The sequence below is a fragment of the Acetobacterium carbinolicum genome, from assembly GCF_047456275.1.
Taxonomy (GTDB): Bacteria; Bacillota; Clostridia; order Eubacteriales; family Eubacteriaceae; genus Acetobacterium; species Acetobacterium carbinolicum.
In genome coordinates, this window is record NZ_CP173357.1 from 1,186,883 (window position 1) to 1,199,557 (window position 12,675).

8 protein-coding genes are annotated in these 12,675 nt (G+C 41.4%); 7 read left to right on the forward strand and 1 reads right to left on the reverse strand.

The window, feature by feature from the left end:
* The first annotated feature begins 28 nt into the window (after nucleotides 1–28).
* The 6 genes from ACIZ62_RS05535 to nifJ all read left to right on the forward strand — a co-directional run bounded on the left by ACIZ62_RS05535 (nucleotide 29) and on the right by nifJ (nucleotide 10,299).
* Nucleotides 29–1,222 carry an isocitrate/isopropylmalate family dehydrogenase gene (locus ACIZ62_RS05535; RefSeq protein WP_414151405.1) on the forward strand — a complete coding sequence of 398 codons (1,194 nt, stop codon included), beginning with the start codon at nucleotides 29–31 and terminating at the stop codon, nucleotides 1,220–1,222.
* A gap of 68 nt (nucleotides 1,223–1,290) precedes the next feature.
* The gene (gene pap, locus ACIZ62_RS05540; protein WP_414151406.1) at nucleotides 1,291–2,772 is read left to right on the forward strand and encodes a polyphosphate:AMP phosphotransferase; all 1,482 of its coding nucleotides are present in this window, start codon (nucleotides 1,291–1,293) and stop codon (nucleotides 2,770–2,772) included.
* Between the two features lie 395 nt (nucleotides 2,773–3,167).
* A complete protein-coding gene (locus ACIZ62_RS05545) occupies nucleotides 3,168–3,629 on the forward strand; it encodes an Lrp/AsnC family transcriptional regulator (protein WP_322519884.1) in 462 nt (153 codons plus the stop codon).
* A gap of 51 nt (nucleotides 3,630–3,680) precedes the next feature.
* On the forward strand, nucleotides 3,681–4,796 hold the full coding sequence (ald, locus tag ACIZ62_RS05550; RefSeq protein WP_414151407.1) for an alanine dehydrogenase: 1,116 nt from the start codon (nucleotides 3,681–3,683) through the stop codon (nucleotides 4,794–4,796).
* Nucleotides 4,797–4,988: 192 nt separating this feature from the next.
* Nucleotides 4,989–6,413, forward strand: a complete 1,425-nt coding sequence (locus ACIZ62_RS05555; RefSeq protein WP_414151408.1) for an alanine/glycine:cation symporter family protein — start codon at nucleotides 4,989–4,991, stop codon at nucleotides 6,411–6,413.
* A 361-nt stretch (nucleotides 6,414–6,774) separates the two neighbouring features.
* On the forward strand, nucleotides 6,775–10,299 hold the full coding sequence (gene nifJ / locus ACIZ62_RS05560; protein ID WP_414151409.1) for a pyruvate:ferredoxin (flavodoxin) oxidoreductase: 3,525 nt from the start codon (nucleotides 6,775–6,777) through the stop codon (nucleotides 10,297–10,299).
* Between the two features lie 132 nt (nucleotides 10,300–10,431).
* Here the strand turns inward: nifJ and ACIZ62_RS05565 are convergent, their stop codons facing one another.
* Nucleotides 10,432–10,686, reverse strand: coding sequence for a hypothetical protein (locus tag ACIZ62_RS05565; RefSeq protein WP_111887579.1), 255 nt, complete (start codon nucleotides 10,684–10,686; stop codon nucleotides 10,432–10,434).
* 210 nt (nucleotides 10,687–10,896) lie between these two features.
* On the opposite strand from ACIZ62_RS05565, the gene dnaG reads away from it, so the two are divergent.
* The gene (dnaG, locus tag ACIZ62_RS05570; RefSeq protein WP_414151410.1) at nucleotides 10,897–12,675 is read left to right on the forward strand and encodes a DNA primase; all 1,779 of its coding nucleotides are present in this window, start codon (nucleotides 10,897–10,899) and stop codon (nucleotides 12,673–12,675) included.

Below are 12,675 nucleotides of genomic sequence, written 5' to 3' on the forward strand. Positions count from 1 at the left end.
ACAAATCAATAAATTTGACGGAGGAACTATGATCGAAGAACAGATTGAACGAGCAAAGGCCCATTTTGGAGAGGTGATCAAAGAACAATTGACACGGATTGAAAAAATGAAGATTCAAAAGGATTTTACCGATTTCGCAGCAAAAGATAGAATTATTATTGGTATTGTTGGCGGCGATGGGATTGGTCCATTTATCACATCAGAAGCCCAACGGGTTTTAGAATTTCTACTGGCGGATGATGTTAAAACCGGAAGAATTGTCTTTAAAACCATCGACGGCTTAACCATTGAAAATCGCGCGGCTTGTGGAAAAGCGATTCCGGATGAGGTTTTAGCAGAACTTAAAACCTGCGATGTCATTTTAAAAGGACCCACAACGACGCCGCGAGAAGGAGATCCCTGGCCAAATATCGAAAGTGCCAATGTGGCCATGCGCCGCGAGTTGGACTTATTTGCCAATGTGCGCCCGGTTTCTGTTCCGGAAAAGAATATCGACTGGACCTTTTATCGAGAAAATACTGAAGGTGCTTATGCAGTTGGTAGCAAAGGTATCCATGTTAACGATGATTTAGCCATTGATTTTACCGTCACCACCCAGGACGGCTCAGAGCGAATCATTAAGGCGGCCTTTGATTTTGCCCAAAAATCCGGGAAAAATAAGGTAACAGTCGTTACCAAAGCCAATGTCATTAAAACAACGGATGGTAAATTTTTAGATACAGCTAAAGCGATTGCCAAGAATTATCCCACCGTGGAAATGGATGACTGGTATATTGACATCATGACTGCCAAATTAGTAGATGAAAAGCGTCGGAGTCAATTTAAGGTAATGGTACTACCCAATCTCTATGGTGATATCTTAACTGATGAGGCGGCTGAGTTCCAGGGCGGTGTCGGTACCGCTGGTTCAGCTAACATCGGCAAGCAATATGCGATGTTTGAGGCCATCCATGGGTCAGCCCCAAGAATGGTCGAAGAGGGTCGTGGACAATACGCCGATCCCTGTAGCATTATACGTGCCGCCGGTATGCTGCTCGTGCATATTGGTTATAGCCAAAAAGCAGAACAGCTTCAAAAAGCTTTGGATATCTGTGGTTTATACGAAAAGAAACTGGTGCTGACTGGTCGTGAAACAGGTGCTACCGGTTCAGAATATGCCAATTACGTAATGGAAACATTGTCCAACCCGAAGTTGGACGTGATTTATAAAAATTTCATCTAATTAATGAGGGGCGTCTTTTATGACGTCCTTTTTTTGCGGCATCAATTAAAATATAGTAGGAGGCTATCATGCTGGAGAAAATTGATTTAGGGGTTACAATCGACAAAGAAACCTATCGTCAGGAGAAAGAACGACTAACGACCCGGTTAGGCGAGTTACAGCGGACTCTCCATGATATGGGGATACCGGTTTTAGTTCTTTTTGAAGGCTGGGATGCGGGCGGCAAGGGGACACTCATCAATGAACTGCTGATGCCTATGGATCCGCGATCGTTTCGGGTTTATAACTTTAAGAAGCAGGAAAATGAGGAAGAGTTATTTCGCCCGTTCTTATGGCGCTATTGGACCAAAACACCGGAGGAGGGGCAAATCACAATTTTTAATCGCAGCTATTATAGCGATTTGTTTTATCGTAAATCGACAGATACCCTTTCGATGCAAAGGCTGATGAAACAGGCCAATGAATTCGAACAAACCCTATCTGAGGATGGGATGATTATTTTTAAGTTTTTTATTCATATCAGCAAAAAAGAACAAAAAAAACGGTTTGACAAACTGCTCGATAATGATATCACGGCCTGGCGGGTTACGCCCCGGGATAAAAAAGAAAATAAGCATTATGATAAACTATATAAGAAGGTGAATCGGGGACTGGAACTGACCGATAACGATTGCGCTCCTTGGGCGATTATCGAAGGCGAACAAAAAGACTACGCTCTGATTAAAGTTCTGAGTATATTGGAAAGACGTCTGGAAAAAGCGATTAATGACGTAAAAATGACGCCAAAAATAAAACTTACGCCACTGATTGAGGTTGGAGATAAGCCTTTTCAATCGAAAATACTTGACGGGATTGTACTTGACCAGGTTATCAGTGAAGAAGCGTATCAGAGTCAGATAAAAGAATATCAGAAACAAATCCGGCTATTGCAATTTCAGTTGTACCGGGAACGGATTCCCATGATTATCGGGTTTGAAGGCTGGGATGCCGCCGGCAAGGGTGGCTGTATCAAACGGCTAACTAGAAACCTGGACCCCAGAGGTTATACGGTCTATCCAACAGCCAGTCCCAGCGATATTGAAAAAAAGCACCATTACCTCTGGCGCTTCTGGCGGGACATCCCTAAAAATGGTCATATCGGCGTATGGGATCGAACCTGGTATGGTCGGGTGATGGTGGAGCCGATTGAAGGTTTTTGCACCCAGGAAGAATTTGATCGGAGTTATCGGGAAATTAACGAATTTGAAAAACAACTCTCCGACTGGGGTGCCATCGTCATTAAGTTCTGGTTGCAAATTGATCAGGATGAACAGTTGAGACGCTTCACCGATCGGGAAGGAAATCCTGATAAGGAATGGAAAATCACTGAAGAAGACTGGCGGAATCGGGAAAAGTGGGAGCTTTATAAAATAGCAGTGGATGACATGCTACTAAAGACATCAACGGTCGATGCACCCTGGGTTATCGTGGAAGCTCAAAGTAAATATTATGCCCGGATCAAGGTTTTAAAGCAAACCATCGCTGCAATCGAAAAACGCTTAGACAATTAGGTAAACCGCTTTTTATCGATTAACAATAATCGATAAAAAGGCTGCACCTTAAACAATCACGCCTGTTTGTCGTACTTGATGGCCAGGCGTGAAGTAAATTATAGAAATAATTGAGATCATTATTGCTGCAACCGATTGAATACATAGGTGTTAAAGACTAACAATGAGAGCCGTATGTTTTTAAGTTTATTTTGATTTTACCTCAGTTTTTCAATGGGAAAATCGGATTGCATAAATAAATAAAGTGCGGGAGCGAATAGGCACCAATAGTAATTAAATATTTAAAGTGATTTATTGGTATAACAAAAAGATCTATCGTTATTCACTGAAAACGTTTAATTTGCTTGAAAAGTCAGGTATAATGATTTCAATAGTTTTAATAGAAAGGAGATTACATGGATTCAATTGATATTGAAATCCTTAAGTTGTTGCAGAAGAATGCACGAGTTACAGCTTCCGAAATTGCCAGTGAAGTCAGTTTATCGGTTCCTGCAATCAGCGAACGAATAAAAAAATTAGATTCTTCCGGAATCATTCAGAAGTACACCATTATCCTGTCGACTCAAAAGATGAATAAAAATCTGGTCGCCTACATGTTTATATCCCTTAAACACCCAAATTATATTGAAGGCTTTGTTGAATTGGTGGAGAATGAGAATGAGATCATTGAATGTGATTATCTGGCCGGAGATTATGATTATTTAATTAAAATTATTACTAAAGATACTAAAAGTCTGGAAGCAGTGTTGAATCGCATTAAAACAGTTACCGGGGTACAAAAGACAAAAACGATTGTAACCCTGTCAACCGTAAAAAATACATACTCCATTCTTCCTTATGAAGACACGAATATGTAAGATTTTTTTATTAAGTTTACAAATTTATATTATAAAACAGGAGGTTTTATCATGATTGTAGGTATTCCAAAAGAAATTAAGAACAATGAGTCACGTGTATCCGTAACACCAGCAGGTGTGCATGCCCTAGTAGCGAGTGGCCATAAGGTACTTGTCGAAACAAAGGCTGGCCTTGAAAGTGGAATTGAAGATCAGGAATATGTAGCAGAAGGGGCCGTTATTTTAAATCAGGCGAAAGAAGTATTTGAACAAGCTGATATTATTGTAAAAGTAAAAGAACCGATTGAGTCTGAATATGAGCTGATGAAAGAAGGCCAAACCTTATTTACTTATCTACATCTTGCACCAAACCTGCCTTTAACCGATATATTAGTTAAGAAAAAAATTACCGGGATTGCTTATGAAACCGTACAATTGCCAGACCGATCACTGCCACTATTGATCCCAATGAGTGAAGTAGCGGGAAGAATGTCTGTTCAGGTTGGCGCTACCATGCTGCAGCGTTATCACGGTGGTGTTGGGATGTTACTTGGCGGTGTTACCGGTGTATTACCAGCAGAGGTCATGATAATTGGTGCGGGTACTGTTGGCATGAACGCTGCAAAAATGGCAGTTGGTCTGGGCGCGCATGTTACCGTTATTGATATCAGCAAACCAAGATTAACCTATGTGGATGACGTCTTTAATGGTCGTGTTTCCACATTAGTCAGTAATCCCTACAACATGGCCGAACTGACCAAAAAATCTGATCTGCTTATCAGTGGCGTCTTAGTTGCTGGTGAAAAAGCGCCAAAACTGGTCACTGAAGAGATGGTCAAAAAAATGAAAAAAGGATCTGTTATTGTTGATGTCGCCATTGACCAGGGCGGATCGGTTGAAACCATTGATCACAGCACTACTCACGATGATCCCTGCTTTGAAAAACATGGCGTTATCCATTATTCAGTAGCTAACATGCCTGGTGCTGTTCCCAAAACATCCACCTATGCACTGACGGGATCGACCCTGCCATACTTATTGGCGATTGTTAACAAGGGACCTGAAGCCGCCATGAAAGAAGATCCTGCTTTACTTCTAGGTTTAAACACTTACAAAGGTCATGTTACCTGTAAAGGTGTTGCTGAAGGCTTAAACAAAGAATATGTGCCCGCAGACGAATTGCTATAGGTCTAAATCATTTAAACGCAATCCCAATAACCCAACCGTTTAAATGTAGCATCGAGAGATTTTAAAAAGATGGATCTTAAAAACTGACTGCAGGGCGACACTGTTTTAATTAACAGTGAAGCCCTGACTTCAATAAAATTCTGCACAAAAGTGTAATCGATAACACTAACTTTTAAATTTAAAGGGGGCAATATGAATTTTTCGGATATCATTTCAGCTGTAAATAATTTTGTTTGGGGACCCATTATGCTGGCACTACTAATGGGGACCGGGATCTTTTTAACCGTACGCTTAAAGTTTGCACCATGGCTCAACCTGGGCTTTGCCATTAAATCAGTTTTTACCAAAACGGACAAATCCAAAAAAGACGATTCAAGCGGTGACATTTCACCCTTTCAATCCCTGATGACATCACTGGCGGCCACCATCGGCACCGGGAATATTGTCGGTGTCGCTACGGCGATGGTCTTGGGAGGACCGGGAGCTTTGGTGTGGATGTGGATTTCAGCCCTGTTTGGACTTTCGACCAAATATGCAGAAAGTGTACTGGCCGTTAAATACCGGGAAACCAATGCTAAAGGCGAAATGGCCGGTGGTCCCATGTATGCGATGAAAAATGGCTTTAAAAACAAAAAAATCGGCTTAGTCCTTGCTTTTCTGTTCGCCTTATTTGCCACGGTAGCTTCGTTTGGGATTGGGAACATGACCCAGGCCAACTCTATTTCCGGTGCAGTAGAAGGCACCTTTGGAATACCTACCTGGATAACAGGGTTGATACTAACGGTGCTGGCGTTTCTAGTTATTCTCGGTGGCATCAAGAGCATCGGTAAAGTAACGGGTGTCATTGTTCCATTTATGGCAGTGTTCTATGTTTTAGCAGCACTTCTTGTTATCATCATCAATATTCAAAACGTACCAGCGGGTATTGTGGAAATCTTTACGATGGCCTTTTCACCGACAGCAATGGCTGGCGGCGTGGGCGGAACGATTGTCGCAACCATGTTGACATCGATGCGCTGGGGTGTTGCCCGGGGCGTGTTCTCAAATGAAGCCGGTCTTGGTTCAGCACCAATTGCCGCCGCTGCAGCAAAAACGGATCATCCTTCACGACAAGGTTATATCAATATGACAGGAACTTTTTTTGATACCATCTGTGTTTGTACAATTACAGGTTTAGTTATTGCCTCTTCTGGCGCCCTGGGTACAATGGACGCGACAGGTGAACTTTTAATGGGAGCAAATCTTACCATTGCCGCCTTCCAATCCGCTCTGGGTCCTTTTGGTGGCTATATTGTAACGGTAGGAATTGCCCTCTTTGCATTTTCAACCATTCTGGGTTGGGAGTATTACGGTGAAAAGTCACTGGAGTATTTAATTAAAGCACCAATTGCAGTCACAGTTTATCGGATTCTTTATTGTCTTGTTGTCTTTGTCGGCGCCACCACAGCTCTTGAAGTCGTCTGGAACTTATCAGATGCCATGAATGGCTTAATGGCCATACCAAATCTAATCAGTTTGCTGGTTTTAAGCGGTGTCGTTGCCAAAGAGTGTTCTGAATTCCAGACAGATTTCTTAATACCAGAGAAACTGGCGCTTAAAGAAGCTAAAAAGAAATAGTGATTTCGATTCAATTAATTGAGTAAAAAAAGTTATCAATTCACAAAAATTACTGTTGATGAACTGTTAATGATTATTTTAACAGTTCATCCGCAGTAAATTATTGTGAAAAAGTAATTTGAAAGGATATAAGTTTTCAAACAAACGACCATATCTTAATTAAAGAAATTTAAACCATCAAAAGGTTAACATTAATCGTTTTCTGATAAATCAGTGAAAATTTACCAATAAATCGTAACAAAAAATTACCCATGCTAAAGTGTATACACCCAAAAATTAATATGATATAATTTCATAGATAAAATTTTGCTATTTAAATCTACAAAAAAACATTTAGTTTTTAATTTCAAGGAGGAAAATCATGCCAAAAAAAATGATGACAATGGATGGAAATACTGCTGCCGCACATGTTGCTTACGCGTTTACCGAGGTTGCCGCAATTTTTCCAATTACACCTTCATCCCCGATGGCTGAGTATGCCGATGTTTGGGCGTCTCAGGGACGAAAAAATATCTTTGGAGAAACAGTAAAAGTTTCCGAAATGCAATCTGAAGGCGGTGCTGCTGGTGCAGTTCACGGTTCATTAGCTGCGGGAGCCTTAACCACAACCTTTACTGCTTCTCAGGGACTTTTACTGATGATTCCGAATATGTATAAAATTGCTGGTGAATTATTACCAGGTGTTTTTCATGTTACTGCCCGTACCTTGGCTGCTCAGGCACTCTCGATTTTTGGAGACCATAGCGATGTAATGGCTTGTCGTCAAACGGGTTTTGCTTTACTGGCTTCCGGCGGTGTTCAGGAAGTAATGGATCTTGCTGCGATTGCTCACTTGGCTGCCATTAAAAGCCGGATCCCGTTTATGCATTTCTTTGACGGTTTCAGAACGTCACACGAAATTCAAAAAATCGAAGTTATCGATTATGATGTGTTTAAAAAACTGGCCGACTTTGAAGCGATTCAGGCATTCCGCGACAATGCCCTCAATCCCGAACATCCGGTTACGCGGGGAACGGCTCAGAATCCTGATATTTTCTTCCAGGCCAGAGAAGCATGCAATCCCTTCTATGATAATATCCCGGCAATTGTGGCTGACTATATGGAAAAAATTTCAGCTGAAACCGGCCGCGAGTATCATTTATTTGATTACTATGGCGCAGCGGATGCCGAAAATATTATCGTGGCGATGGGTTCGGTAACAGATACCATCGAAGAAACGATTGATTATTTATTGACCCAGGGAGAAAAAATCGGACTGATCAAGGTTCGTTTATTCAGACCTTTTGCCCCGGAATATTTATTAAAAGTATTACCAAAAACAGCTAAGAAGATTGCTGTTTTAGACCGTACAAAAGAACCCGGCTCATTGGGCGAACCTTTATACCAGGATATTTGCACCGTATTCTACGGCAAAGAATTCCAGCCACTGGTCGTTGGCGGCCGCTATGGTTTAAGCTCTAAAGATACCACTCCAACGCAGATTAAAGCTGTTTACGATAATTTAAAATTAGATCAACCCAAAGACAAATTTACGATCGGGATTGTTGATGATGTAACTCACACAAGTCTTGAATTACCTGAAGATATCTTTACCGTTCCTGAAGGAACAAAAGGATGTAAATTCTGGGGTCTTGGTTCTGACGGAACCGTTGGTGCCAATAAATCAGCCATTAAGATCATTGGCGATCATACCGATTTGTATGCTCAGGGTTATTTCTCCTATGACAGTAAAAAATCCGGTGGGGTTACCGTTTCGCACTTGAGATTTGGTAAAAAACCAATCAAATCAACGTACTTAATTGTAAACTCGGATTTTGTTTCCTGCTCAACCCAAGCCTATGTTCACCAATATGACCTGTTAAAAGGTTTGAAAAAAGGCGGGACCTTCCTGCTTAATACCGTTTGGGAACCAAACGAGCTGGATGAAAAATTACCAGCTTCGTTAAAGAAATATATTGCTGATAATGACATTAATTTCTATACCATCAATGCCACAAAAATTGCCGAAGAAATTGGGCTGGGCCGTCGAACCAATATGATTATGCAGTCCGCCTTCTTCAAATTGGCTGACATTATTCCAATTGAAGATGCCGTTAAGTTCTCTAAAGCCGGTATTTTGAAGTCTTATGGAAACAAAGGCCAAAAAATTGTTGATATGAATAATGCTGCCGTTGATAAGGGAATTGACGCCTTGGTTAAGATTGATGTTCCAGATTCATGGAAGGCTCTCAGTGCTGAAGCCGTCGCTAAAGAAAATGTACCAGAATTCATTTCGAAAATACTTCGTCCGATAAACCGCTTAGAAGGCGATGACATCCCTGTTTCAGCTTTTGTAGGCGGAGAAGATGGAACCTTTATGTCGGGTTCATCAGCTTATGAAAAACGGGGAATTGCTGTAAATGTGCCAAAATGGATTCCGGAAAATTGTATCCAATGTAACCAATGCTCATTTGTCTGCCCACATGCAGCGATTCGTCCAGTACTGGTGGATGCCGGTGAAAAAGCAGCGGCACCGGAAGGTTATACAACAATTAAAGCAAACGGAAAACAATTTGATGGTTTAGAATATCGTATCCAGGTTAGTACCTTGGATTGTACCGGATGTGGCAACTGTCAAGACGCTTGCCCAGCCAAAACAAAAGCTTTGGTAATGGAGCCAATCGATACCCAGGCGGCCCAAATCCCAATGTGGAACTATACGACGACCGTAAAAATCAAAGATAACCTGATGAATAAGGCCACCGTCAAAGGGAGCCAATTCTGTCAACCGTTGCTTGAGTTCTCGGGTGCCTGTGCAGGTTGTGGCGAAACACCATATATTAAAACCATTACCCAATTATTTGGCGATCGAATGATGGTTGCTAACGCAACGGGTTGTTCATCCATCTGGGGTGCTTCTTCACCATCGACACCTTACTGTGTCAATGCTGAAGGAAAAGGACCCGCCTGGGCAAACTCTTTATTTGAAGATAATGCCGAGTATGGATTTGGAATGATGCTGGCTACTGAAAAAATGGCTGACACCATTGAAAGTTACCTAAAAGAAATGATCGCTGGCGATGCACCAGAAGCAGTAAAAAGCGCGGCTCAAGCCTGGATTGACAGTCGAAAAGACGCTGAAAGCTCAAAAATTGCCTCGGCAAAACTGGTAGAAGCTCTAACCGCTTATACACCAGGTGAAGCATTAGCGACCCAAGCCAAGTTTATTCTTGACAATCAGGCTTACCTGATTAAAAAGTCTCAATGGGTCTTCGGTGGTGACGGCTGGGCCTACGATATTGGCTACGGTGGACTGGATCATGTCTTAGCCTCTAACAAAAACATAAATATTTTCGTGCTGGATACAGAAATCTACTCCAACACTGGTGGTCAGGCTTCTAAATCGACACCGACTGCTGCAGTGGCACAATTTGCATCAGCAGGAGAACGGATCAAGAAAAAAGATCTTGGCATGATGGCGGCCACCTATGGTTACGTCTATGTTGCTCAGGTTGCCATGGGTGCTGATAAGAACCAATTTATGAAAGCCCTTCAGGAAGCGGAAGCATATGATGGTCCTTCACTGATTATTGCCTATGCACCTTGTATCAACCATGGCATTAAAGGCGGTATGAGCCGCACCCAAACCCACGAAGCATTTGCAGTGGAAGCGGGCTACTGGCACCTGTACCGATTCAACCCAAGTTTAAAAGAAGAAGGTAAAAATCCATTTATCCTGGATTCCAAGGAACCCGATATGGACAAATTTACGGAATTCCTGGATTCAGAAGTTCGTTATACCTCATTAAAACTGACCTTCCCAGAAGTTTCGGAAACCCTTTATGATAAGGCAAAAGAAGAAGCAATGGAACGTTACATGGGTTACAAACAAAAAGCAGATATGTAAATTAAATAATAAAAAGAGAAATCCTTTGGGGTTTCTCTTTTGTTTAACCATTTAAAAAAGCGCTATTGGTCAAGACCAATAGCGCTTTTTTGGTGGATACCATCACTAGGAGTGGTGGTATCCGTGAAAAATTTAGCAATGTTGAGGTGAGGGGTGTCTTCGCTTGAATCCTTCCAGGTCATCATCGGGGTTATAAACGGTTAAGAGCATTTTGTCTAAATCAAAATCAAAATCAAAGTTCGTGTCTGATTTTAAATCTTCGAGAACAGCCATAATCATTTCACCATCGCCGACATCATCCATGCTGAGAAGGGCTTTTCCATAATCATCAAATTTGGCAACTTTCACTTTTTCGTGAATGATTTCAATCATACGTTTTTTTTCCATAAATATACCTCTTTCTAAATAGTAGTGTTCTTAGTTTTTTTAATACCCCGATAAATGAATTTTATCCAATAAAAAATTGAAAGAGCGGCAATACTTTATTTTTGTTTAAATTTTAAAATAAAGGATATTAAAACAAGGAGAATTCTATTTTACTTAGAATAGAGATAATAGACTCTTAAAGGTCAAGACTTTAAAAAAAGGAAAAAACAAATGACAACTTACTACTCCGAAGAATTGATACAATCGGTCATCGAAGCAAATGATATTGTCGATGTCGCTTCGGGTTACATGACCTTAAAACGAGTGGGGAACTCGTTTAAAGGCAAATGTCCGTTTCATAATGAAAAAACAGCGTCTTTCACGGTTTCGCGGGAAAAACAATTATACCATTGTTTTGGTTGTGGTGCTGGTGGCAATGTGATTACCTTTATTATGGAAATGGAAAAACTCCCCTTTGTCGATGCCCTAAAATTTCTGGCTGCCCGGGTAAATATGATTTTACCGGAAAAAAGCAATCAGCAGGAAGACCATCAGGTCTATGAGAAAAAGAAGCGCCTCTACGAATTGCATCGGGAAGCGGCTAATTACTATTATAAAATGCTTAAAACAAGTAAATTAGCGCGAGAATATCTGTTGCAAAGAGGGATTAGCCAAGAAACCATCAGAGCATTCGGTTTAGGTTATGCCAGTGAAGACTGGGGCCGATTAACCGATTTTCTTAACACCAAAGGCTTTTCCACAGCAGACATGCTGGATTCAGGCCTGGTTATGGCTTCGGAAAACAAGCGCCATTATGATCGGTTTCGGAGCCGGGTCATGTTTCCCATTGTTAATCCCCGGGGACAGATTGTTGGGTTTGGCGGTCGCCTGATGGCAACCGATCAAAATGGCCCCAAGTATCTCAATTCCCCAGAAACCACCATCTTTTCTAAAAGCTATGAGCTCTATAACTTGAATCATTGTAAAAATTTCTTGGATGATGGGCGAATCGTAATTGTTGAAGGTTATATGGATGTGATTTCCCTTTATGAAAAAGGGATCAAGAATACTGTGGCAGCATTGGGTACGGCCTTTACCCCGTTTCATGGAAAAATCCTGGAGCGTTACGCTGGTGAGGTAGTTATTGCTTTTGATGGCGATAATGCTGGAAAATCGGCAACAGAAAAAGCGATGAAGATCTTGAAAAACACCAGTTTAAATGTTAAAATATTAAGCTTGCCAACAAATGAAGATCCCGATTCCTTTGTCCAGAGATATGGTCAACAGGGATTTAAGGACGCTGTTTCAAAGGCATTAACAATTGTTGAATACGAACTGGAATTGTTAAAAGGACACAATGATCTGTCCCAAACCGATGGCAGACTGCGTTATGGTAATGAGGCCATAAAAATATTAAGACAGCTTGAGACGTCAGTGGAAGTTGATTATTACAGCAAAATGGTTGCCGGTGAAACGGGAATCAATCAGGAAGTAATCCGCCGTGAGGTTCTGCGGTCAAAAACCCGAGCTGAGAATCCTTCGCCACTGGTGGAGATAACCCGCGACGCGGTATTGCTGCAAAAGATTCCTAAGGCTTATCAAAAAGCTCAGGAATTGGCGATCCGCTATTGCTTGGAAAGACCGGAAACAATAAATGAGTTTCCCATGGATTACCTAACGGAGCCCTTTTATAAGGACCTACTGCTAACTCTTTTTGAAAAGCGGAAAGCAGGGGAAAAAATTGAAGTCAATCAGATTATGTCACATTTTGATGCGTCAGAGGATGTCAAAAAAATAGTTGAGTTTATGATGAACGAGGATGAAGTCTCCCGGTCAGATTATCAAGATGCTTTGGAAATAATGAATCGTTTTTATAATGAAGCTCAGCTTGACAAACTTTCTGAACAAATAAAAAGAGAATCAGCCAATGGCAATGACGATGCAGTTGCCGGGCTTACCAATCAACTCATAGAGATTAAGAAAATGATGAAAGAAAACGGGAGGCACTAA